This is a genomic window from Streptomyces sp. NRRL S-118 (genome assembly GCF_000716335.1).
GTDB lineage: Bacteria > Actinomycetota > Actinomycetes > Streptomycetales > Streptomycetaceae > Streptomyces.
This window is the reverse complement of record NZ_KL591017.1, coordinates 78,823-99,770: the sequence shown is the minus strand read 5'-3', so window position 1 is coordinate 99,770 and position 20,948 is coordinate 78,823. Positions and strand designations below refer to the sequence as shown.

The 20,948-nt window shown below is 73.5% G+C and carries 24 protein-coding genes; 15 read left to right on the top strand and 9 right to left on the bottom strand.

All coding sequences use genetic code 11. The features are described from left to right. Positions 1-202: 202 nt before the first annotated feature. Positions 203-1,891, bottom strand: a complete 1,689-nt coding sequence (locus IH00_RS0125470; protein WP_031077455.1) for a bifunctional 3'-5' exonuclease/DNA polymerase — start codon at positions 1,889-1,891, stop codon at positions 203-205. Between the two features lie 47 nt (positions 1,892-1,938). Beyond that, positions 1,939-3,282, bottom strand: a complete 1,344-nt coding sequence (locus tag IH00_RS45280; RefSeq protein ID WP_324615800.1) for a LuxR C-terminal-related transcriptional regulator — start codon at positions 3,280-3,282, stop codon at positions 1,939-1,941. A 139-nt stretch (positions 3,283-3,421) separates the two neighbouring features. Between IH00_RS45280 and IH00_RS0125460 the strand changes: the two genes are divergently transcribed. Together IH00_RS0125460 and IH00_RS0125455 are read left to right on the top strand one after the other, a co-directional pair. Beyond that, positions 3,422-4,336 carry an NADP-dependent oxidoreductase gene (locus IH00_RS0125460; protein ID WP_031077452.1) on the top strand — a complete coding sequence of 305 codons (915 nt, stop codon included), beginning with the start codon at positions 3,422-3,424 and terminating at the stop codon, positions 4,334-4,336. Positions 4,337-4,552: 216 nt separating this feature from the next. Further along, positions 4,553-5,125, top strand: coding sequence for a TetR/AcrR family transcriptional regulator (locus IH00_RS0125455; protein ID WP_031077450.1), 573 nt, complete (start codon positions 4,553-4,555; stop codon positions 5,123-5,125). Between the two features lie 143 nt (positions 5,126-5,268). Here the strand turns inward: IH00_RS0125455 and IH00_RS0125450 are convergent, their stop codons facing one another. From IH00_RS0125450 to IH00_RS0125440, 3 genes are all read right to left on the bottom strand, one after another. Beyond that, the gene (locus tag IH00_RS0125450; protein ID WP_031077448.1) at positions 5,269-7,380 is read right to left on the bottom strand and encodes an ABC transporter permease; all 2,112 of its coding nucleotides are present in this window, start codon (positions 7,378-7,380) and stop codon (positions 5,269-5,271) included. Then, on the bottom strand, positions 7,374-8,324 hold the full coding sequence (locus tag IH00_RS0125445) for an ABC transporter ATP-binding protein (RefSeq protein ID WP_078887949.1): 951 nt from the start codon (positions 8,322-8,324) through the stop codon (positions 7,374-7,376). Before IH00_RS0125445 ends, IH00_RS0125450 begins: the two co-directional genes overlap by 7 nt. A 70-nt stretch (positions 8,325-8,394) precedes the next feature. Further along, on the bottom strand, positions 8,395-9,213 hold the full coding sequence (locus IH00_RS0125440) for an NAD(P)H-binding protein (protein WP_031077445.1): 819 nt from the start codon (positions 9,211-9,213) through the stop codon (positions 8,395-8,397). A 106-nt stretch (positions 9,214-9,319) separates the two neighbouring features. Between IH00_RS0125440 and IH00_RS0125435 the strand changes: the two genes are divergently transcribed. Further along, positions 9,320-9,718, top strand: a complete 399-nt coding sequence (locus IH00_RS0125435; protein ID WP_031077444.1) for a winged helix-turn-helix transcriptional regulator — start codon at positions 9,320-9,322, stop codon at positions 9,716-9,718. Next, positions 9,715-10,839 (top strand): DUF2786 domain-containing protein, encoded by a 1,125-nt coding sequence (locus tag IH00_RS0125430; RefSeq protein WP_031077442.1) that lies wholly within the window; start codon positions 9,715-9,717, stop codon positions 10,837-10,839. The genes IH00_RS0125435 and IH00_RS0125430 overlap by 4 nt, the downstream gene beginning before the upstream one ends. Before the next feature lie 81 nt (positions 10,840-10,920). On the opposite strand, the gene IH00_RS0125425 is transcribed toward IH00_RS0125430, so the two are convergent. The 3 genes from IH00_RS0125425 to rpmB all read right to left on the bottom strand — a co-directional run bounded on the left by IH00_RS0125425 (position 10,921) and on the right by rpmB (position 12,069). Next, the gene (locus tag IH00_RS0125425; RefSeq protein ID WP_324615799.1) at positions 10,921-11,466 is read right to left on the bottom strand and encodes a hypothetical protein; all 546 of its coding nucleotides are present in this window, start codon (positions 11,464-11,466) and stop codon (positions 10,921-10,923) included. A gap of 61 nt (positions 11,467-11,527) precedes the next feature. Further along, a complete protein-coding gene (gene rpsN / locus IH00_RS0125420; RefSeq protein ID WP_031077438.1) occupies positions 11,528-11,833 on the bottom strand; it encodes a 30S ribosomal protein S14 in 306 nt (101 codons plus the stop codon). Beyond that, complete coding sequence (rpmB, locus tag IH00_RS0125415) at positions 11,833-12,069, bottom strand: 50S ribosomal protein L28 (protein WP_031077429.1); 237 nt, start codon at positions 12,067-12,069, stop codon at positions 11,833-11,835. The genes rpsN and rpmB overlap by 1 nt, the downstream gene beginning before the upstream one ends. 63 nt (positions 12,070-12,132) lie before the next feature. Between rpmB and rpmG the strand changes: the two genes are divergently transcribed. The 5 genes from rpmG to IH00_RS0125390 all read left to right on the top strand — a co-directional run bounded on the left by rpmG (position 12,133) and on the right by IH00_RS0125390 (position 14,467). Beyond that, positions 12,133-12,297: a 50S ribosomal protein L33 gene (gene rpmG, locus IH00_RS0125410; RefSeq protein ID WP_030361075.1), complete on the top strand. Its 165-nt coding sequence runs from the start codon at positions 12,133-12,135 to the stop codon at positions 12,295-12,297. Between the two features lie 8 nt (positions 12,298-12,305). After that, a complete protein-coding gene (locus tag IH00_RS0125405) occupies positions 12,306-12,587 on the top strand; it encodes a type B 50S ribosomal protein L31 (RefSeq protein WP_031077427.1) in 282 nt (93 codons plus the stop codon). After that, positions 12,587-13,711 carry a CobW family GTP-binding protein gene (locus IH00_RS0125400; protein WP_031077425.1) on the top strand — a complete coding sequence of 375 codons (1,125 nt, stop codon included), beginning with the start codon at positions 12,587-12,589 and terminating at the stop codon, positions 13,709-13,711. The genes IH00_RS0125405 and IH00_RS0125400 overlap by 1 nt, the downstream gene beginning before the upstream one ends. Before the next feature lie 4 nt (positions 13,712-13,715). Then, entirely contained in the window at positions 13,716-13,961 is a 246-nt protein-coding gene (gene rpsR / locus IH00_RS0125395; RefSeq protein WP_031077422.1) for a 30S ribosomal protein S18, read from the top strand. Positions 13,962-14,227: 266 nt separating this feature from the next. After that, on the top strand, positions 14,228-14,467 hold the full coding sequence (locus IH00_RS0125390; protein WP_031077420.1) for a DUF397 domain-containing protein: 240 nt from the start codon (positions 14,228-14,230) through the stop codon (positions 14,465-14,467). A gap of 336 nt (positions 14,468-14,803) precedes the next feature. Here IH00_RS0125390 and IH00_RS0125385 read toward each other — a convergent pair whose 3' ends face one another. Continuing rightward, a complete protein-coding gene (locus IH00_RS0125385) occupies positions 14,804-15,340 on the bottom strand; it encodes an ATP-binding protein (RefSeq protein WP_039947407.1) in 537 nt (178 codons plus the stop codon). Positions 15,341-15,646: 306 nt separating this feature from the next. Between IH00_RS0125385 and IH00_RS0125380 the strand changes: the two genes are divergently transcribed. From IH00_RS0125380 to IH00_RS0125355, 6 genes are all read left to right on the top strand, one after another. Beyond that, positions 15,647-16,510, top strand: a complete 864-nt coding sequence (locus IH00_RS0125380; protein ID WP_031077416.1) for a helix-turn-helix domain-containing protein — start codon at positions 15,647-15,649, stop codon at positions 16,508-16,510. Positions 16,511-16,625: 115 nt separating this feature from the next. Next, complete coding sequence (locus tag IH00_RS0125375) at positions 16,626-18,083, top strand: aldehyde dehydrogenase family protein (RefSeq protein ID WP_031077414.1); 1,458 nt, start codon at positions 16,626-16,628, stop codon at positions 18,081-18,083. Positions 18,084-18,301: 218 nt separating this feature from the next. Then, positions 18,302-18,847, top strand: coding sequence for a DinB family protein (locus IH00_RS0125370; protein ID WP_031077412.1), 546 nt, complete (start codon positions 18,302-18,304; stop codon positions 18,845-18,847). A 93-nt stretch (positions 18,848-18,940) separates the two neighbouring features. Continuing rightward, positions 18,941-19,582, top strand: coding sequence for a PadR family transcriptional regulator (locus IH00_RS0125365; RefSeq protein WP_031077411.1), 642 nt, complete (start codon positions 18,941-18,943; stop codon positions 19,580-19,582). A 176-nt stretch (positions 19,583-19,758) separates the two neighbouring features. Beyond that, positions 19,759-20,517: a MerR family transcriptional regulator gene (locus IH00_RS0125360; protein ID WP_031077409.1), complete on the top strand. Its 759-nt coding sequence runs from the start codon at positions 19,759-19,761 to the stop codon at positions 20,515-20,517. 118 nt (positions 20,518-20,635) lie between these two features. Then, on the top strand, positions 20,636-20,905 hold the full coding sequence (locus IH00_RS0125355) for a hypothetical protein (protein WP_031077407.1): 270 nt from the start codon (positions 20,636-20,638) through the stop codon (positions 20,903-20,905). The last annotated feature ends 43 nt before the right edge of the window (positions 20,906-20,948 follow it).

Genomic DNA, 20,948 nt, shown 5'->3' with positions numbered 1-20,948 from the left:
AGGGCGACAGCGCGCTGTCGCACATCCTGGAGAACGTCATCTCCGAGAACTTCAGCACCGCCATCGACTGAAACCGGAGCACGTCTCCAGCGGAATGACCCCAGGGGCGGGTCCGGCAGCCGAAGCAACGGCTGCGGGGCCCGCCCCCGTCGTACCGCTCGGCCCCCTCGCTCCGTCATGGCACGGCCCCGGCTGCCGCGTCTCACTTCGCGTCGGCGTAGCACTCCACCGTCGCCGTCGTGAACGGGAACCGCACCGGGGTGTCCCCGAACGCGATCCGGCCCGCCGCGTCCCCGGCCGCACGGATGGCCTCGGCGACGGCCGGCGCCTCCTCGGCGGGGCAGTGCACGATCACCTCGTCGTGCTGGAAGAACACCAGCTCCGCCCGCATCCCCGTCAGCGCCCGCCGCAGCGCGGCCAGCACCAGAAGGGCCCAGTCCGCGGCGCTGCCCTGCACCACGAAGTTCCGTGTGAAACGGCCCCGCGCACGGGAGTTCACCGACGCGTACCCCGGCGTGAACTCCCCCTCGGCCACCGCTTCTTCGGGGCCCTCCTGGGGGATCCCCGCCTCGTCCGCCTCCGCAGCGCCCGCCGCCCGCGGGCTCGTCCGGCCCAGCCAGGTGCGCACCAGCAGCCCCTCCTCGCCCGCCTTCGCCGCATCGTCGACGTACGCCACCGCCCGGGGGAAGCGACGGCGCAGCGCCGCCAGGTTCTTCAGGCCGTCACCGCTGGTCTGCCCGTAGATCGCACCCAGCAGGGCGAGCTTGGCATGCGCCCGGTCGCCGGAGAACGCCCGGTCGGACAAGCGCGTGTACAGGTCGTCGTCATGGGCCGCCACCTCCATCAGGCCCGGGTCGCGGGAGATCGCCGCCAGTACGCGCGGCTCCATCTGGTCCGCGTCCGCCACCACCAGCCGCCAGCCCTCGTCGGCGACGACCGCGCGGCGGATCACCTTCGGGATCTGCAGCGCTCCGCCGCCGTTGGTGGTCCAGCGTCCGCTGACCGTGCCGCCCGGCAGGTACTCGGGCCGGAAGCGCCCGTCCCGCACCCAGTCCTGGAGCCAGCCCCAGCCGTGCGCCGTCCAGATCCGGTACAGCTTCTTGTACGCGATCAGCGGCTCGACCGCCGGATGGTCGATCCCGGCGAGCTCCCAGCGGCGCGTCGAGCGCACCTTGATGCCGGCTTGCGCGAACGCCTTCACCACGTCGGCGGGCAGGTCGGGCCGCACCCGGCGCCCGAACGCCGACGACACCTCGTCCGCCAGCTCCGCGAGCCGCCGCGGTTCGCCCCCGCCCGCGTACCGCTCGCCCAGCAGCTCGTGCAGCACCGCCCGGTGGACGTCCGCCCGCCACGGCAGCCCGGCGCGGGTCATCTCGGCGGACACCAGCATCCCCGCCGACTCCGCCGCCGTCAGCAGCCGCATCCTGCCGGGGTGCTCGGCGGCGCCGTGCCGTCGCTGCTGGTCCGCGTACACCTCCAGCAGGCCCTCGAAGGGCACCTCCAGGCCGGACCGCGGCTCGAAGAGCGGTGACTGCGCGCCCGGCTCCGCCCCTCTGAGCGGCGGATCGGGCGGTACGGGCCGGTCGTGCAGCCGGGCCCAGGCGGCCGCCGCCGAGCGGGGCTCGCCCAGGCGTCCCTCGTGCCCGAGCAGCAGCTGCTCGGCGGCCTCGAGGTCGTAGCACCGCTCCACCCGCACCCCCGACGCGAGCAGCCGCGGGTACACCCCGGACGTGGCGCGCCACACCCACCGGTCGACGTGCGGCCGCGACCGCACGGCCTCGACGAGGTCGGGCTCGGTCAGCACGGGACCGGCGGGCAGCCCGTCCCCGCCGAGGGGGACGAGGCGCGCCCCGCCGCCCTCGGTGCCGTCCAGGAACCAGCGTTCGCTCACCCGAGCGAGTCTGGCACCCACCACTGACAACGGGCGGGATCAGCCCCTCACGCCGCGGCGTGGAACAGTGCCGCCGCCTCGCCCCGCGAGCCGACGCCGAGCTTGGTCAGGATGTTGGCCACGTGGAACTTCACCGTGGACTCGCTGATGTGCAGCTCCTGGGCGATCGCCCGGTTGCGGTGCCCGAGTGCGAGGTGCGTCAGCACCTCCAGCTCGCGTTCGCCCAGCGAGGTCAGGGGGTGCGGGGCCGGTTCCTGGGCCGCACGCAGCGGGACGGTGGCGGTGACGGTCGTGCCCCAGCCGGGCACGGCGTCCACGTCCAGGCGCCCGTCGAGGACGTCGAGCCGCTCCCGGACCCGGCCGGGGCTCAGGGTGCAGAGCGAGAGCGTGCCGGGTCCGTCGTCGCGCACCGCGGCCCGCAGCTCGTCGTCGGTGATCTGCCAGCCGATGTGGACCCGGCTCACCGCCTCCTGCTCCAGCACCTTCATCAGCACCGCCAGGACGACCGCGCGGGCCGTGTGCGCCACGTCCGCGGCCAGCGGCCGGGTGGACCCCGGCCCGCCCAGCTCCAGGCGCACCGGGCTGTAGCGCACGAGCGGACGCAGCGAATCCGCGAGCCGGGCGAACGCCTGGTCGGCCGGCTCCTCGGCGATCCGCTGGTCCCGCTCGGCCGTGGCCCGCAGTTCGACGAGCGCCGAGACGGCCAGGTCGGTGGCGGCGGCGCGGGCGGCCGCGTCGTCCAGGGTGCGGCTGCGCAGCACCCCGAGCAGGCTCGTCAGGGCCGCCGCGTGGGCCTCGCCCAGCTCGGCGATCACCCGGGCCCGCGTCCCGGCTGCGGTGCGCGAGCGGGCGAGCGCCCCGGGCACCGCCTCGGCGGCCAGCCGGTCGAAGTGGCTGGTCACCAGGTCCCACAGGGCTTGCACGAGGGCGACGGCGGCCTCGTCGGAACCGGGCTGCCCGGCCGCCCCGGGGCCCAAGGGTTCCCCGGGGTCTCCCGCTTCCCCGGCTGCTCCGGTTCCCCCGGCTTCCCCGTGAGCGGTGCTCTCGTCGCGGATCACCAGCAGCACCGCGCCGCGGGGCGTCGCGTCGCTGCGTACCGCGAGCACCGGTCGGTCCGCGCCCGCGAGGTGCAGCGTGCCCTGCCACGGGCGGCCCGCGACACCGGAGGCCAGCAGCGGGGCGAGGTCGGCGGTGGTGAGCCGGTCGGTGATCTCCGCCTCGCCGTACGTCTTGAACGGCGAGTGCGCGCAGTGCGTCGACAGCTCGGCGACCGCCCGGTGCGGGACGACGTCGGCCAGCACCCGGGACAGCCGGGGCAGGATCTGCCCGAGCGGCTGCCGGATCACGTCGTACGCGGAGGACAGGGCGGTGAGGGCCGTCATCGCTTCCATGCGCCTCAGCCTAGAGAGCCGGACGGAGCCCCGCCCTGTCCTTTCGGACAGGTCCGACTGTCCCGAGGACCGGCCCGGTCCGGCGGCCGGCTCCCCGAGGCTTGAGTCGTCAACACGACGAGTCCTACGGGGAGAAGACATGAAGGCGATCATCTACAACGAGTTCGGCGGCCCGGACGTCCTCACCTTCGGGGAGGCCGGCAAGCCCGTCCCGGGCACGGGGGAGGTGCGGGTCCGGGTGGTGGCGGTCGGCGTCAACCCGCTCGACTACAAGCGCCGTTACGGGTGGGTGGAGGAGTTCTACCCGACGACCTTCCCCGCGGTGCCCGGCCTGGAGTTCGCCGGCGTCGTGGACGCGCTCGGCGACGGTGTCACCGAATTCGCCGTCGGCGACGAGGTGTTCGGCTGGACCAGGACCGGCGCGTACGCCGAGTACGCCATCGCCGGCGACATCGTGCACAAGCCCGCCGGGCTCTCCTTCGAGTCCGCCGCCACGCTGCCCGTCGCGGGGGAGACCACCCAGCGCGTCTTCGGCCTGCTCGGGCTCAAGGCCGGCGAGACCCTGTTGCTGCACGGCGCGGCCGGTGCGGTCGGGCAGGTCGCGGTGCAACTGGCGGTCGCGCTCGGCGCGACCGTGATCGGCACCGCGTCGCCCGCCAACCACGACTTCCTGCGCGGCCTCGGCGCGATCCCGGTGGCGTACGGGGACGGGCTGGCCGACCGTGTCCGCGCGGCCGCGCCGCAGGGCGTCGACGCGGTGTTCGACGCGGCCGGGCACGGCACCCTGCCCGCCTCGATCGAGCTGCTCGGCGGCCGGACCGACCGGATCATCACCATCGCGGCGACGGACGCCGCATCCCACGGGGTGGTCTTCTCGGGCGGCGGCACCCCGCCGGAGGCCGTCCGGGCGGGTCTCGCCGAGCACGGCCGCCTCGCCGCCGAGGGACGGCTGCACGTGCCGGTCGTCGAGACCTTCCCGCTCGCCGACGCGGCGAAGGCGCAGGAGCTGAGCGAGGCGGGTCACGTGCGCGGCAAGCTGATCATCACCGTGTGAACCGGGTCGCCTCCGGGCGCCCTGCGAGCCGGAGGTGAGGCCGGGTGACCCGGGGGCCGTGACCAGGGGCGGGCCGCGTGGTCCGTGGCGGGGGGCGGGTGACCCGGGGAGGGGCCGGGTGAGCCGTGCAGGGGGCCGGGTGACCCGGGGTGGGTAAGGTGGCCCGGCCCCCGGGAACCCCCGTTCCCGCCCCACCGGCCGGATGAAGGATGAGTCATGGCGCGTGCCGGTCTGACGGCCGACCGACTGACGCAGGCGGCGGCGGATCTGTCGGACGAGGTCGGCCTGGACAAAGTCACCGTGTCCGCGCTGGCGCGGCGCTTCGGCGTCAAGGACGCGAGCCTGTACTCGCACATCAAGAACCTCGCCGATCTGCGCACCCGGGTCGCGGTGCTCGCCGCCCGCGAGTTCGCCGACCGGCTCACCGCGGCGGTGGCCGGCCGCGCGGGGGGTGACGCACTGCGGGCGTTCGCCGACGCGTACCGGCGGTTCGCCGTGGAGCACCCCGGGCGGTACGCGGCGTACCAGCTGCGGCTCGACCCGGAGGTCGTCGCCGCGTCGCCCGGGCACCTGCGCAGCATCCAGGCCACGACCGCCGTGCTCACCGGGTACGGCCTGGCCGAGCCCGACCTCACGGACGCGGTGCGGCTGCTGCGCAGCACGTTCCACGGGTGGGCCGGTATCGAGGGGGCCTCGGGCTTCGCCCACCCGCGGGACGTCGACGCCTCGTGGTCGCGCGCGCTCGACGCGCTCGACCTGGTGCTGCGCAACTGGCCGCGCGACACGTAGGGCCGGGGCGCGGTGCCGCGCCCGTTGGGGGGGCACGGTCGGGAGGGTCGGGTGCGGGGTCGCGGGGTGAGGCTCGTGGGCCGGGGCCCCGGCCACGGCCCGGGCCGTGGCCGGGGCCGGAGCCGCGGGGACGTGACCGGCGGTCAGCGGGCGCGGCGGCACATCAGCAGCGCGGACGGGACCGCGACCAGGGCACAGGCCGCCAGGGCGGCGGCGAGCACCGTCCAGGGGAGCGCGAGGGTCACCGGGGCCGACAGGGCCGCGAGCGCCGCGGCGAGCCCCGACAGGTTGACGGCGGTCACCGCCGCCCCCAGCACGGCCCCGATCCCCACCGCCACCAGCGTCTCGACGGCCACGACCCGCAGGACCTGGGCGCGCGTCGCGCCGGCCAGCCGGAGCGAACGCAGTTCCCGGCCGCGTACCGACGTCGCCATCAGCAGCGTGCTGGCGAGCGAGATCACCGTGTAGAGCAGGGCGATGCCGAGCACCACCAGCAGGCCCAGCCGGGTCTGCGGGCTCGTGGCCGGAGCAGCCCGGGCGTCGGCCGGGGTCACCGTGCCGCCGGTGGCCTCCCGCAGCGCCGCCGTCACGGCTGCCGGGTCGGCGTCCGGTGCGAGGCGTACGTCGATGCGGTCGACCGCCGCCGCGGGGGCGTTCGCGGCGGTGACGTACGGGCCGTTGCCGCCGGTACCGAGCGCCAGGACGGCCGCGATCCGCAGCGACGCCCGCCGTCCGTCGCCGAGCCGCACGTCCACCCGTTCGCCGACCGTCCGCCGCTCCCAGTCCTCGTTGACGATGATCGATCCGTCGTTCAGGTCCCGTACGTCACCCGCCACCACCGGCAGCCGCGCCAGCTCGGCGAAGGCCGCCGGGTCGGCGACCGCCCGCGTCTCGTACCGGACGACGGCCACGTCCCCGTCCCGTACGAAGACGGCGGTGGACGCCGTGGGCGAGAGCGTGGCGCCGGGCACGGGCGCCGGCGTCAGCGCGTCACCGGTCACGACGAGGTCCGCGGCCGTCTGCCCGCGCGCCTCCGCCGCCTCGGACGCCGTCACCGTCTCCGCCGAGCCGATCAGGGACCCGGCCATCGCGACCGTCACCAGGACGGGTGCGGCGACGGCCGCGGTACGGCGCAGAGCGGCGGTGGTGCTCGCGCGCACCAGCATGCCCGTGACGCCGGGGAGCGGCAGGGCGCGGGCCACCGGGCGTACGAGCAGCGGCGCCAGCAGGGCCACCGCGGTGATCAGGATCATCGGCTGGGTCGTGTACGTCTTGCGCTTGAGCAGGTCCGACGGGTCGGTGAGCAGCGTCCAGCCGAGGAGACCGAGGCCCGTCAGCAGCAGGGCCGCGCCCAGCAGACGCCGGCTCACCGGCAGTACGCCCTGATCGACGTCCGCCTCGCGCAGTGCCTCGACGGGGCCCGTCCGCCCGGCCCGGCGCGCCGCCGCCCACGCGCCCGTGACGGCGACCAGCAGCCCGGTCCAGAAGGCGGTGTGGAACGGCCAGCCGGCGTCGCCGATCGCGAACCAGGCGGGCGCGATGCCGCCGTCCACCAGGACCCGGGCCAGGACGGGAGCGCCCCACGCGCCGAGCGCGCACCCCGCGGCCGACGCGGCGATTCCGACGATCGCCGCCTCGGCGAGCAGCGCGCGGCGCACCTGGCCGGGTGTCGCGCCGGCCAGCCGCAGCAGGCCGAACTCCCGGCGGCGCAGCGCGACCGCGAAGGCGGACGTCGAGGCGACCACGAAGACCGACACGAAGGCGGTGACGCCGCCGGCAGTGCCCAGCAGGGCGTTCACCATGACGAGCGCCTCCGCGTCCCGCTCCGGCTCCGGGTCGGCCTGCCGCCGCTCGTCACCGGTCAGCACCCGCCCGCGGTCGCCCACGACACGGCGTACCGCGCCGGGGTCGGCGTCGACCCCCACCGCGTCGACTCCTCTCGCGTCGACCGGCGCGCCGGGGCGCCCGCCGGTCCGCACCTCGCCGAGCGCGCGCAGGTCGCGCAGCAGACCGGCATCCACAGGGTGTGGATGAGCCAGCTCGTGCGTGCGCCCCCCGGCCGTGAAGGTGTCCTGGCCGATGACCACCACCGGCGACGCCGCGAAGCGCTGCGGCGCCCGCTCGGGTGCCTCGAACGTCGAGGCCAGGCCGAGCCCCATCGTCGCAAGCAGTCCCACCCCCAGCGCGAGGGCGATGAAGCCGCCCACGAACGAGGCCCACCGGCTGCGCAGTCCGCTGATCGCGAGCCTCAGCACGAGACACGCTCCGGCCCGGTGCCGTACGGATCGGCTCCGTTCGGCCCGGCTGCATCCAGCCCGGTGCCGTCCGGCGCGGCTCCGTTCCGCCCGGCGCCGCCGCCGTCCGTTTCGGTGCCGTCCGTTTCGGTGCCGTCCGCACCGGCGCCGTTCGCCCCGGCGTGCTCCAGGCGCGCCATCCGGCCGGCGACCTGCTCGGCGGTGGGCGCGGTGAGTTCACCGTTCACCCGCCCGTCGACCAGGAAGACCACCCGGTCCGCGTGGGCCGCCGCCACCGGATCGTGCGTCACCATGATGATCGTCTGGCCGTCCCGGTCCACCAGCTCCCGCAGCATCCCCAGCACCTGACGGCTGGTCGTGGTGTCCAGGGCCCCCGTGGGCTCGTCCCCGAAGAGCACGGCCGGCCGGGTGATCAGCGCCCGCGCGATGGCCACCCGCTGCTGCTGGCCGCCCGACAGCTCACCCGGCCGGTGTCCCGCCCGGCCCTCCAGGCCCACCCGCGCCAGTGCCGCCCGGACCTCCGCCCGCGACGGGCGCCGCCCGGCGAGCCGCAGCGGCAGCGCGACGTTCTGCGCCGCGGTCAGCGACGGCAGCAGGTTGAACGCCTGGAAGACGAAACCGATCCGCTCCCGCCGCAGCAGTGTCAGCCGCCGCTCGCCGAGCCCGCCCAGGTCGACGCCGTCGATCTCCACGCGCCCGCTCGTGGGCCGGTCGAGCCCGGCGGCGCACTGCAGCAACGTCGACTTGCCGGACCCGGAGGGCCCCATCACGGCCGTGAAGGTACCGGTACGGAAGGCGAGGTCCACCCCGTCGAGCGCGCGGACGTCGTGGTGGAGCCGGCGCAGCGCGGTGAGCCGCACGGCCGGTGCGGCGGTCGTCGCCACGGGTGCCGTCGATGCGGTCGATGCCGTGGGCGCGGTGGATGTCGTGGGTGTCCAGGTCATGGAGCAAGCCAACCGCCGCGGGGCGTCCGGGACACGACCACTGCCGGGCGTCCCGGGGGTAGGGCCGGCCCTACCCCCGGACGAGCTCCGCGTACACCTCCAGCGCCGGTCGCGGCTCGCGTCCGAGCAGGCGGCGCAGGTCGCCCTGGAGCCCGGCGCCGTCCAGGAAGCCGTGGGCCACGGCCGAGCAGGTGCCGGTGAGCATCGGTATCCGGAACGGGGCCGCGCCCGACGCGGCGAGGGCGGCACGGGCCGAGGCGAGGCTCACCGGTTCGTACGAGGCGGAGACCGCGTCGGCCAGGTCCGCGCCGCCCAGCGGCCGCTCGCCGACCAGCTCGTAGACGCGGCCCGTGTGCGGCGCCGGGTCCGTGGCGACGCGCACCGCGACCTCGGCGAGGTCCGCGCGGGCCACCGCCGCCAGGCGGCCGTCGCCCAGGGGCGCGGTGATACGGCCGTCCTCACCGGGCGCCGCGAGGCGGGCCAGCAGCTCGGCGTACAGGCCGTTGCGCAGGATCGTCCAGCGGACCGCCGACCGGCGCAGGCGGCGCTCGGTCCAGCGGTGGGCGAGCGCGTACGGAAGGTGGTCGCCGTCCCCGGAGAGGCTCGTGTAGACGATGTGGGCCACACCGGCCTTCTCGGCCGCCGAGATCGCCGCCTCGTGACGGGCGACGACGGTGTCGTCCTCGCCGTACCCCGCCGAGATCAGCAGCAGGGTGTCCACGCCGGCGAAGGCGTCCGGGAGGGAATCCGGGTCGTCGAAGTCGACCCGCCGGCCGGCACCCGGGACGCCGGCCGGGGCCCGGGTGCCGAGGAGGACGTCCGGTCGCCCCTCGAGCCGCTCGGCGATCAGCCGGCCGAGTCCGCCCGAGGCCCCCGTGATCAGCAGCATGGCAAGGTCCTTCCGCTCATGGTCGCAGTCGCTGCCGCGCCCGTTGTCGGAGGCGGCTGCGACCATGGTGTTCGGGTGGCAGGGGTTCGCGTAAGGAGGCACTTCGATGTCAGTCGGGCACACGGAGGTAACCGGGGGCACCACCGGCCCAGTGGTCAGCTGCGCCGAGGAGTGCGGCGTCCGCGACGTCCAGGACCGGCTCGGCGACAAGTGGACGGTGCACGTCGTGGTGGAACTGGCCGCGGGCGTCCGGCGTTTCAAGGAGCTCCAGCGGCTGGTCCCCGGCATCTCGCAGCGCATGCTGACGCTGACCCTGCGCCGGCTGGAGCGGGACGGGCTGGTGACGCGGACCGTGTACGCGACCGTGCCGCCGCAGGTGGAGTACGAGCTGACCGAGACCGGGCACAGCATGACGCACCTGATCAAAGCGCTGGTCGACTGGTCGCTGGAGCACCGCCCGGTGATAGCGCAGGCGCGCCGTGACTTCGACGAGCGGCAGCCGTGAGCGGCACGGTCGAGCGGGCGCTGGCCGCCGCGCTGTACGCCGAGGAGGACACCGCCCTCGACACCGGCGCGTCACTCCTCGCCGCCGATCCGGGCGCCGATGCGGAACTCGCGCGGCGGGGGCGGGAGTTCCTGCGGCGTGCCTGGGAGCGCGGCTGGCAGCCGGCCGATGTCGTCCGGCTGGTCCGGCGCGATCTCGACGAGCACCATGTGCGGCTGGCCGCTGCCCTGATCACCGCCGAGACCCGGGCGTACCGCGAGTTGCCGCCCCGCTGGTCCGCGCAGCTCGCCGAGCTGGACCCGGAGCCCTGGCGCACGGACCGGTTCGGGTACGCCACGGCCGTGCTGGAGCTGTACCGGCTGCTCGCCCGGCTGCCCGCGATCGAGCCGGTCGGCCCGGTCCCGGGCGGTGCAACCCCGCACACGGCGCCCGTGCACGGCGAGCCGCGGACGCTCGCGCGCATCCGGGCCCTGCTGGCCAAGGCGGAGGCGACCGGCTTCCCGGAGGAGGCGGAGGCGTTCACCGCGAAGGCGCAGGAGCTGATGGCCCGGCACAGCCTCGACGAGGCGGCGCTCGCGGCGCGCACGCACAGCACGGACGAGCCCGCGGCGGTGCGGATCGGCGTGGACGCGCCGTACGAGACGGCGAAGGCGATCCTGCTGGACGCGGTCGCCGCGGCGAACCACTGCCGCGCGGTGTGGAACGAGGCGTTCGGCTTCTCGACGGTCGTCGGGTACGAGCCCGACCTGGAGGTCGTGGAGCTGCTCTACACCTCGCTGCTCGTGCAGGGGACGGGCGCGATGACGAAGGCGGAGGCCGCGCAGCGGGCCGGGGGCCGCAAGCGCACGAAGACGTTCCGCCAGTCGTTCCTGCTGGCGTACGCGCAGCGCATCGGCGACCGGCTGGCGTCCACCTCCCGCCGCGTCTTTGCCGGGGAACCGACGCTGCTGCCGGTGCTCGCCGCACGGGACGTGGCGGTGACCTCCCGCGCCGAGACCATGTTCCCGGAGACCACCACGACCCGCGTGCGCGGCGCGACGGACCTCGCGGGCTGGGAGCACGGCACGGACGCCGCCGACCGGGCGCGGACGTCGCCACCGGGTGGTGCGCTGCCCGGCTAGTCGCGTCCGCGACGCACCCCGCGGGCCGGCTGCGGTGACGACCTCGCGGGACGCCCCATCCGGGGCCGCCGCGACGGAACCTTACGGCTGCGTCGGCAGGGACGGCAGCGACGTCGGCAGGTCCTCGCCCAGCGGCGACTTGGCCAGCGTGTCCTTCTTGCCGCTGTCCCACGTGACGACGATCTTCCGGCCGTCGCTCGTCTCGGCCGAGCCGCTCGCCCGGTCCGTGCTGCCGTCGTGGCACTTGAGGGCCAGCACGACCTTGCCGCCGTCCGCGCCCTTCGCGGTGCCCTGGCAGACCCGCGAGTCGGCGAGGACGACGGCGTGCCCCTTCTTGATGGTCAGGTTCACGGCCTTGCCGTCGGTCCTGCCGAGCCAGGCACCCTCCACCTCCGCCGGAGTGCCGGCTCCGGAGCCGGACCCCGTGCCGGAGTCGGTGCCGGAGCCCGGCGACGGGCCGGCCGTGGCCGCGCCGCCGGTGTCCGGGCCGCCCTTGTCCTTGCCCGGGTCGCCGCCCTTGTCGTCGCTCCCGCCCCCGCCGCAGCCGGTCAGCGCGAGTGCGGCGGCGAGACCCGCCACCGCCACGAACCCGTTCCGTACGAACCCGTTGCGTACCAGCTCGTGCACGTCCCTGTCCCCCTTGGTCGGCTTCGATGCCGCGCCAAGCTACCAGGCGGTACCGCCGGTATCACCAGGAGGACTTGGTGACCCCGGGCAGGAATCCGGCGTGTGCCTGCCGACGCACGTTCACCCGGGAGAGGCCGAACTTCCGCAGGTGTCCACGGGGCCGGCCGTCCACACCGTCCCGGTTGCGTACCCGGGTGGCGCTGGCGTCGCGCGGCTGGCGCCGCAGCTCCGCCTGGGCGGCGAGGCGTTCGTCCCGGGACGTCGAAGGGCGCCGGATGATCTCCTTCAGCTCGGCGCGCCGGGCCGCGTACCGCGCGACGACCTCCTTGCGCCGCTCGTTGCGCGCGATCTTGCTCTTCTTCGCCATCAGACCTTCACCCCCCGGGCGCGGATGCGGGCCACCGCGGCCTCGACGCCGATGACGTCGACCGTCTTGACGCCCTTGGCCGACAGCGTGAGGCGGACGTACCGGCCCTCACTCGGCAGCCAGTAGCGCTTGCGCTGGATGTTGGGGTCGAAGCGGCGTGACGTACGCCGGTGGGAGTGGGAGACGCGGTTGCCGAAGCCGGGCTTCGCGCCGGTCAGCTGGCAGTGGGCGGACAAGGGTGACCTACCTCTCGGGAGACTGTCTTGGTAATGGAAACCATTTCCATTTACTCTAACCCCATGGCCCGCAACGAACTCCGACCGGTCATCAAGCTCCGGTCCACCGCCGGCACCGGCTACACCTACGTCACCCGCAAGAACCGCCGTAACGACCCCGACCGCCTGACGCTGCGCAAGTACGACCCGGTCGCCGGGCGGCACGTCGACTTCCGAGAGGAGCGCTGAGCCCCGCGATGAAGCCCGGCATCCACCCCCCTTACGCGCCCGTCGTCTTCCGTGACAAGGCGGGCGGCTTCGCCTTCCTCACCCGCTCCACCGCGACCAGCGACAAGACGGTCGAGTGGGAGGACGGCACCACGTATCCCGTCATCGACGTGGAGATCTCCTCCGCGAGCCACCCCTTCTACACGGGACAGGCACGCGTGCTCGACACGGCCGGGCGCGTGGAGAAGTTCGAGAAGCGATACGGCGGCGGGTCCGGCGGAGCCTCCGGCCGGCGCCGCGAGGGACGCTGATGCTGTCCGTCGCCATCGTCGGCGGGCTGCACTCCGACGCGCGCGCCGCCGCGGTGGCGCGGCTGCTCGCCACCGTCCCCGACAGCGTGGCGCTCCATCACGACCTGTCCACCGCGGCCACGGGCACGGTGCGGCGCACGGTGCGGGACGCCACCGGGGTCCTGTCGTCCGGTGGGACGCCGCTGGTCAACGACTGCGCGTGCTGCGCGCTGCGCGAGGACCTGGTGCCGGAGCTGGAGCGGCTGGCGGACGCCGGGCTGACCCGGCTCGCGGTGGTCGAGCTGTGGGACTCGGTCGAGCCCAGGGCGATGGCCGAGGTCGTCGCGGCTGCCGGTTTCACCGTCACGTCCGTGATCACGGCCGTCGACCCGGCGCTGCTCCTGCCGTACCTCGGAAACGGCGACGACCTGATGGAGGCCGGTCTCGCCGCGGCCGCCACCGACCGGCGCACGGTCGCCGACACCTGGGCCCGTCAGCTGGAGTACGCGCCCGTGCTCGCGGTGCTGGACAGCCCCGAGGCCGACGACGAGGACCGCGCGCTGCTGGCCCAGCTGCACCCGACCGCCCGGCGGGTGCGTCTGGAGGGCGGCGAGCTCGCGGCCGCCGCGCTGGCCGGCTTCGACGTGGAGGCGGCCGCGGCCGCGCAGCACCCGGCGTGCGCGCTGCTGCCGCAGGAGGCGGATGCACACGGCGTCGGCACGTACGTCTGGCACCGGCGCCGCCCGTTCCACCCCGAGCGGCTCTACGCGGCGCTGGAGGACCTGTGCTGCGCGGCCGCCCGCAGCCGGGGCCGGTTCTGGCTGGCGGACCGGCCCGACACGCTGCTGGCCTGGGACGCGGCGGGCGGGGCGCTGTGCGTCGAGCCGGCCGGGCCGTGGCTCGCCTCGCTGCCGGACGCCGCCTGGGAGATGGTTCCACCGGTGCGCCGGGCGGCGGCCGCGATGGACTGGGACCCCGAGCACGGGGACCGCTGCCAGCACCTCGTCTTCACCTCACCGGGCCTGGACCGCGAGCGTCTCGCCGAACTCCTCGACTCCTGTCTGCTCACCGACGCCGAGTACGCCGCGGGCCGCGAGGCCTGGAAGCGGCTGCCGCCCGCCTTCGACACCCTCCTGGAGGTCTGATCCCATGTCCCCCCGCCGCTCCGCGGACCGCAAGCCCGCCAAGAACCGGCCCAACCCGCTGGACCGCGACGGCATCACGTACATCGACTACAAGGACACCGATCTGCTGCGGAAGTTCATCTCGGACCGCGGGAAGATCCGCAGCCGCCGTGTGACGCGTGTCTCCGCCCAGCAGCAGCGGCTGCTCGCGCGCGCCATCAAGAACGCCCGCGAGATGGCCCTGCTGCCCTACGGGTCCACCGCGCGCTGACGGTCCGTAGGCACCTGCCCCGTCCGTCCCGCCCGCCTCACCACAGGCCCCCTGCCCCCTGGGCGGGGGGCCTGTGGCGTACGGAGGAGAGGTACGACCGCAGGTACGGGAGCCGGAAAGGCCTTTCGTGCGTCTTTACTCGTGGACGGGGGGTGTAATCAAGGGACCACCCGGCGTGCACGTGCATCTGCTCATGCAGTTGCATTTGAACGAAGCTATGATCACGCATAGTTGACACCTGCACCATGTATCTCGGGGAGCGTCCTGTGCACCACGTGTACAACGGCATGGCGGCCACAGAGCTTCACGGGGTCGTCTGGCAGAAGAGCAGGCACAGCAATTCGCAGGGCTCCTGCGTGGAGTTCGCCAAGCTGCCGGGCGGCGATGTCGCCATGCGCAATTCACGGCACCCCGACGGGCCGGCCCTGGTCTACACGCCGGCGGAGATAGAGGCGCTGTTGCTCGGCGTGAAGGACGGGGAGTTCGACCACCTGGTCGGCGGCTGACCCGCCGGCCCCCGCGCCGCGAACCGGCCGTACCGGGACGTGCGGCGGGACGTGCGCCGCTCCGCGGGCCGTTGCCACGGCCGCTTGCTCCGGCCCGCGTGCCGCGTGAACCGGGCAGTCACGGGTCGCTCGCCGGCGGGGGGCCGTTCCGCGGCCGGGCGCTCCCGCCCGTTGACGGAAGCCGGCTGCCACCAGCCGCGGATGCCGCTGCCGCCCAGGGTCCCGGCGGGCGGGCGCACGCGGAGGCGGCCCCGGGGGGTGTGCGCGCACGCGGAGGCGACCCCGCGGGAGGTCGCGGGGCGGAGGGCCGTGCGCAGTGAGGGCCGGGCCGCGAGGCTAGGCCGCGGGGCCCGCGGTCGGACGTGCGGGCGCGGGTGGCTCGGGCAGCCGGAACAGCGCCCAGACCACCTTGCCGCGCAGCGTCCCGGCCAGCGGGTGCCAGCCCCAGCTGTCACTGAAGGTCTCGACCAGGAACAGGCCGCGGCCCGACTCCGCGGCGAAGTCCTCCTCGCACTCGCGCGTGGCGGGACTGTCCGGGCTGGGGTCGCGCACCGCGCAGACGAGCCGGCTCGCCCAGCGCATCAGATGCAGGCGCACCGGGGAGTCGTGCGGGTTCTCGCGCGCGGGCGGGTCCGTGGGCAGTGCGTGCCGCAGGGCGTTGGTGACGAGTTCCGAGACGACCAGCGCCACGTCGTCGAACCGCTCGCTCAGGTCCCACTGGGCGAGCGTGGCACTGGTGAACTGGCGGGCACCGCGCACCGCTTCGTACCGGGCGGGCAGCGCGCAGGAGGCGGAGCTGGAGACGGATGTGGCGTCGATCGGCGGAAGCCCCTGCCTTAACGGCTCGAGCATGGTCGATCCATTCGTCCCCATGCGAGGCACTCCCGGGATTCGCGGCTGTGGTGCGACAACACGAACGAGTACGCAGGTGCGCGAGGTCCATGGTTCCGAATGCGACCAGCTGATGCAAGGGCAGATGCACGTGCACGCGCCCGACCTGTCCACCCCCGTGCCGGTTGTGGACCATATCTTCCTGCGACGGATTTCACCCGGTACCGGCCAGGCTTCGGCTATCCGTAATCGTATGAGTACACGCTGAAGCGTTTAGTGGCAGAATCCGGCATCGCGGGGCTCGGGGGTGCTCCTTCGTACACATCAGCGATGGGGAGGGTTGGAAACGTGACCGCAAGCGAATCGAGCGGTTCCGTGGTGCGACGCATCCTGCTGGGCTCACAGCTGCGACGGCTGCGGGAATCGCGTGGCATCACGCGCGAGGCCGCCGGCTACTCGATCCGGGCGTCCGAATCCAAGATCAGCCGTATGGAGTTGGGACGGGTGAGCTTCAAGGCGAGGGACGTCGAGGATCTGCTCACGCTCTACGGCGTCATCGACGAGACCGAGCGCGCCTCGCTCCTCGGGCTCGCCCGCGAAGCCAACATCGCCGGCTGGTGGCACAGTTACGGCGACGTGCTCCCGGGCTGGTTCCAGACGTACATCGGACTGGAGGGCGCCGCCTCCCTCATCCGCATCTACGAGGTCCAGTTCGTGCACGGACTGTTGCAGACCGAGGCGTACGCCCACGCCGTCGTCACCCGCGGCATGCCCGACGCGCCGCGCGCGGAGATCGACCGCCGGGTCGCCCTGCGCCTGGAGCGGCAGAAGATCCTCGTCTCGGAGCGCGCGCCGCACTTCCACGCCGTCCTCGACGAGGCCGCGCTGCGCCGCCCGTACGGCGACCGCGAGGTCATGCGCGACCAGCTCAAGCACCTGATCGAGGTATCCGAGCGTCCCAACGTCACGCTTCAGGTCATGCCGTTCAGCTTCGGCGGCCACGCGGGCGAGAGCGGTGCCTTCACCATGCTGCGCTTTCCCGAGTCCGACCTCTCCGACATCGTCTACCTGGAGCAGCTGACCAGCGCGCTGTACCTGGACAAGCGCGAGGAGGTCGCCCAGTACGAGCGGGTGATGGAGCGGCTGCACCGGGACAGCCCGGGCCCGGAGGAAAGCCGGGATCTCCTCAGGGGACTCCTTCAACTCACGTGACGCGTCAGTACGATGACGTCTCGTCATGAAGACCTCATGAGCGATGAAGCGAAGAAGCGAAGAAGCGATGAGCGCTGCGCGTTGACCAGCCCGCACGCCTGCCGGAAGGGATGGCATGTCCTACTTCACAGACCTGGCCCTGCAGTACATAGACGGTGAGTGGCGGGCCGGAGGCGGCTCGTGGGACATCATCGACTTCAATCCGTACAACGAGGAGAAGCTCGCCTCCATCACCGTGGCCACGGTCGACGAGGTCGACCAGGCCTACCGGGCCGCCGAGCGCGCCCAGCGGGCGTGGGCGGACACCAATCCGTACACGCGCCGCACCGTCTTCGAGCGCGCCGTACGGATCATCGAGGAGCGCGAGGAGGAGATAACCGAGGCGATCATCGCCGAGCTCGGCGGCACGCGCACCAAGGCCGCCTTCGAGCTGCACCTCGCGAAGGAGTTCCTGCGCGAGGCGATCCACCTGGCGCTGCGCCCGGAGGGCCGGATCCTGCCGTCGCCCATCGACGGCAAGGAGAACCGCCTCTACCGCGTCCCGGTCGGCGTGGTGGGCGTGATCAGCCCCTTCAACTTCCCCTTCCTCCTGTCGATCAAGTCGGTCGCGCCGGCGCTCGCCCTCGGCAACGCCGTCGTCCTCAAGCCCCACCAGAACACGCCCATCCTCGGCGGCAGCATGGTCGCGAAGGTCTTCGAGGACGCGGGTCTCCCGCCCGGCCTGCTCAACGTCGTCATCACCGACATCGCGGAGATCGGTGACGCGCTCATCGAGCACCCGGTGCCCAAGGTCATCTCCTTCACCGGATCGGACCGCGTGGGCCGGCACGTCGCCACCGTCTGCGCCGCGAACTTCAAGCGGGCCGTGCTGGAGCTGGGCGGCAACAGCGCACTCATCGTGCTGGACGACGCGGACCTCGATTACGCGGTCGACGCGGCGGTCTTCAGCCGTTTCGTGCACCAGGGGCAGGTCTGCATGGCCGCCAACCGGGTGCTGGTGGACCGCTCGGTCGAGAAGGAGTTCACCGAGAAGTTCGTCGCCAAGGTCCGCACCCTCAAGGCCGGCGACCCGGCCGACCCCGCCACCCATCTGGGGCCGCTCATCAACGCCACGCAGGCGGAGGCCGTCTCCTCGCTCGTCGACCAGACCGTCGAGGCGGGCGCGACCGCACTGGTGCGCGGGAGGACCGAGGGCAACGTGGTGACCCCGACCGTGCTGACCGGCCTTCCGGCCGACTCCCCGGTGCTGGGGCAGGAGATCTTCGGCCCGGTGGCGGTCATCATCCCCTTCGACGGGGAGGACGAGGCGGTACGGATCGCCAACGACACCCCGTACGGGCTGAGCGGCGCCGTCCACACCGGGAACGTGGAGCGCGGCGTGCGGATCGCCCAGCGCATCCACACGGGCATGATCCACATCAATGACGGCACCGTGCACGACGAGCCCATCGTGCCGTTCGGCGGCGAGAAGCACTCGGGCGTCGGGCGGCTGAACGGCGAGTCGACGGTCGACGCGTTCACGACGTACAAGTGGATCTCCATCCAGTACGGCCGGAGCGGCTTCCCCTTCTGATCGCCCTGGTCCCCGGAGTTCCCGGAGTTCCCGGAGTCCCCGGAGCTCCGTCCGGGGTACCCGGATTCTCCCTGTCCTTCCGGTCCTTCCTGCCTTTCCTCGACTTCTCTCCGATTCCCCTGCCGGGGCCGGTGATTGAGGACAGGATCTGACCGCAAGGGTCCGTAGCGTGTGTGGTGTCGGAACGGCGCAGGAACCCCCCTGAAAGGCGGACGGTCATGGTCACTCTCGTACCCGCGGAGGCACACGGCGATGAGCGGGGCGCGCTGCTGTCCTTCATCGAGGCGCAGCGCGGCAGCCTGCGCCGCTCGGTCCTCGGGCTGACGGAGGAGCAGGCGGCGTCGCGGCCGAGCGCCAGCGAGCTGTCGCTGTCCGGGCTGCTCAAGCACGTCGCCGAGGTGGAGCTGAACTGGCTGCGGCTGGCCCAGCAGCGGCCCAACGAGCGGCAGCGGAGCCGGGAGACCTGGGCGGAGGGCTTCCGGCTGACCGACGAGGAGTCGGTCGGCGACGTGCTCGCCTTCTGGGACGGGGTGACGAAGGAGACCGAGGAGTTCCTGCGGTCTGTGCCCAGCCTGGACGACACCTTCCCCTTGCCCGAAGCGCCCTGGTTCCCCAAGGACGGCCGGGTGTCGATGCGCTGGATGGCGATGCATCTGGTGCAGGAGATGGCTCGGCACGCCGGGCACGCGGACGTCATCAGGGAGTCGCTGGACGGGAAGACGTCCTTCGAGCTGGTGGCGATGGAGGGGGAGCAGTCGCCCTGACGCCGCTCGTCCCGCCGCCCGTGCCCGTCACCGCGCGCTGCGCGGGGCGGGCGCCTGCGTAGCCTGGTCGGAATCGACGAGGAGGCACAGGCGATGTCAGCAATCCGGCTGCTGGTCCTCGGGGCCGTGCGCCAGCACGGGCGGGCGCACGGCTACCAGGTGCGCAACGACCTGGAGTACTGGGGCGCGCACGAGTGGTCCACCGCCAAGCCCGGCTCGATCTACCACGCGCTCAAGCAGATGGCCAAGCAAGGGCTGCTGTACGCGTACGAGACCGCGCCGAGCACGGCCGGCGGGCCGCCGCGTACGGAGTACGAGCTCACCGAGAAGGGCACCGAGGAGTTCTTCGCGCTGCTGCGCGAGTCGCTGACCTCGTACGACCAGAAGATGGACGTCCTGTCGGCGGCGGTCGGCTTCCTCGTCTGCCTGTCGCGCGAGGAGGCGGTGGCACTGCTGAAGCAGCGCGTGGCGGGCATCGAGCGGTGGAAGGCCGGTGTCCTGGAGCACTACACCCCGGCCGAGGGGCCGCAGACGCTGGGGCACATCGGAGAGATCATGCACCTGTGGGTGCACTCCGCGGACGCGGGCGCGGAATGGACGCGCGGTCTGATCGAGCGGATCGAGGGCGGCGCCTACACCTTCGCGGGGGAGGGCGAGCCGTTCGTCGGGGTCCTGGGGCCGGACGAGGAGAACCCGTACGCGACGGGCGTGCCGCACCCCGGGGACGCGCGGTAGGGGCTGCTGCCGAGCGGACGACCGGGCCGGAGCGCGAGCCCCGTGGCCTGGCGGGCAGCGTCCTCGCGGGGCCGGCCGGCCGGGGTCCTGAACGCGACCCGACCTTGGGGTTGCACCTCACGTGGCGTGAGGATCCAGGCTGGCATGCGTACCGACAACAGGAGGAGCGGGAAGCCATGAGCTACTCCGTGGGACAGGTCGCCGGCTTCGCCGGAGTGACGGTGCGCACGCTGCACCACTACGACGAGATCGGGCTGCTCTCCCCGAGCGGCCGCAGCCACGCGGGACACCGGCGTTACGACGACGCCGACCTCGAACGGCTGCAGCAGATCCTGTTCTACCGGGAGCTCGGCTTCCCGCTCGAGGAGGTCGCGGCCCTGCTCGACGATCCCGACGCGGATCCGCAGGAACACCTGCGGCGCCAGCACCGGTTGCTGACCGCGCGGATCGCCGACCTGGAGAAGATGGCCGCGGCCGTCGAACACGCCATGGAGGCGAGGAAGATGGGCATCAACCTCACGCCCGAGGAGAGGTTCGAGGTCTTCGGCGACCACGACCCGGAGCAGTACACCGAGGAGGTGGAGCAGCGCTGGGGCGACACGGACGCGTACCGCGAGTCGCAGCGCCGCGCCGCGCGCTACACCAAGGCGGACTGGGAGCGCATGCAGGCGGAGGCCGCGGACTGGGCCGTCCGCTACCAGGAGCTGATGGCAGAGGGTGAGCCGCCGACCGGCGAGCGCGCGATGGACCTGGCGGAGGAGCACCGCTTGCACATCGGCGGCTGGTTCTACGAGTGCGGTCACGAGATGCACCGGTGCCTGGGGGAGATGTACGTCTCCGACGAGCGCTTCACGGCCCACTACGAGGCGATGCGCCCCGGCATGGCGGCCCACCTCCATGCCGCGATCGTCGCCAACGCGGCCCGCCACGGCTGACGTCCCCGCGGCAGCGGGGGGGCCGTGGGGACGGGGGCCGGAGCACCGGGGCCAAGGAACCGGAATGAGGTAGTCCGTTTTGGGCACTTCGTCGCATACGCCATCGAAAGGAGTCGCCATGGTGATCCGGAAGTTGCACGAGATGGGCGTACGCAGCGAGCACGCGTACCTGGCCGCCTTCGCGTCCATCGGTCTCTCCGTGGCCAGCTGGGCCGGGTCCCTGAGGCTGGAGTCCGGTACCGGCCTGGCCCGTGCCGACCGGTGGGGCATCTTCGTGGGCGAATGGGCACCCACGTTCTTCGGCCTCGGACTCGCCCTCTCCCACTACGAGCAGCACGACGGCACCCTGATCGTCGACACCCGGGAGTACCGCGGCGCGTCCGCGTAGCGCGCGTACCGCACGCGACGCGGGGAGCACGCGTACCGCACGA

Bases quoted from the DNA above. Each gene is read 5' to 3' on its own strand.
- IH00_RS45280 (WP_324615800.1), bottom strand. From the start codon at position 3,282: ATGGAAGCGATGACGGCCCTCACCGCCCTGTCCTCCGCGTACGACGTG.
- IH00_RS0125460 (WP_031077452.1), top strand. From the start codon at position 3,422: ATGAAGGCGATCATCTACAACGAGTTCGGCGGCCCGGACGTCCTCACC.
- IH00_RS0125455 (WP_031077450.1), top strand. From the start codon at position 4,553: ATGGCGCGTGCCGGTCTGACGGCCGACCGACTGACGCAGGCGGCGGCG.
- IH00_RS0125445 (WP_078887949.1), bottom strand. From the start codon at position 8,324: ATGACCTGGACACCCACGACATCCACCGCGCCCACGGCATCGACCGCA.
- IH00_RS0125440 (WP_031077445.1), bottom strand. From the start codon at position 9,213: ATGCTGCTGATCACGGGGGCCTCGGGCGGACTCGGCCGGCTGATCGCC.
- IH00_RS0125435 (WP_031077444.1), top strand. From the start codon at position 9,320: ATGTCAGTCGGGCACACGGAGGTAACCGGGGGCACCACCGGCCCAGTG.
- rpsN (WP_031077438.1), bottom strand. From the start codon at position 11,833: ATGGCGAAGAAGAGCAAGATCGCGCGCAACGAGCGGCGCAAGGAGGTC.
- rpmG (WP_030361075.1), top strand. From the start codon at position 12,133: ATGGCCCGCAACGAACTCCGACCGGTCATCAAGCTCCGGTCCACCGCC.
- IH00_RS0125405 (WP_031077427.1), top strand. From the start codon at position 12,306: ATGAAGCCCGGCATCCACCCCCCTTACGCGCCCGTCGTCTTCCGTGAC.
- IH00_RS0125400 (WP_031077425.1), top strand. From the start codon at position 12,587: ATGCTGTCCGTCGCCATCGTCGGCGGGCTGCACTCCGACGCGCGCGCC.
- rpsR (WP_031077422.1), top strand. From the start codon at position 13,716: ATGTCCCCCCGCCGCTCCGCGGACCGCAAGCCCGCCAAGAACCGGCCC.
- IH00_RS0125385 (WP_039947407.1), bottom strand. From the start codon at position 15,340: ATGGGGACGAATGGATCGACCATGCTCGAGCCGTTAAGGCAGGGGCTT.
- IH00_RS0125375 (WP_031077414.1), top strand. From the start codon at position 16,626: ATGTCCTACTTCACAGACCTGGCCCTGCAGTACATAGACGGTGAGTGG.
- IH00_RS0125370 (WP_031077412.1), top strand. From the start codon at position 18,302: ATGGTCACTCTCGTACCCGCGGAGGCACACGGCGATGAGCGGGGCGCG.
- IH00_RS0125365 (WP_031077411.1), top strand. From the start codon at position 18,941: ATGTCAGCAATCCGGCTGCTGGTCCTCGGGGCCGTGCGCCAGCACGGG.
- IH00_RS0125360 (WP_031077409.1), top strand. From the start codon at position 19,759: ATGAGCTACTCCGTGGGACAGGTCGCCGGCTTCGCCGGAGTGACGGTG.
- IH00_RS0125355 (WP_031077407.1), top strand. From the start codon at position 20,636: ATGGTGATCCGGAAGTTGCACGAGATGGGCGTACGCAGCGAGCACGCG.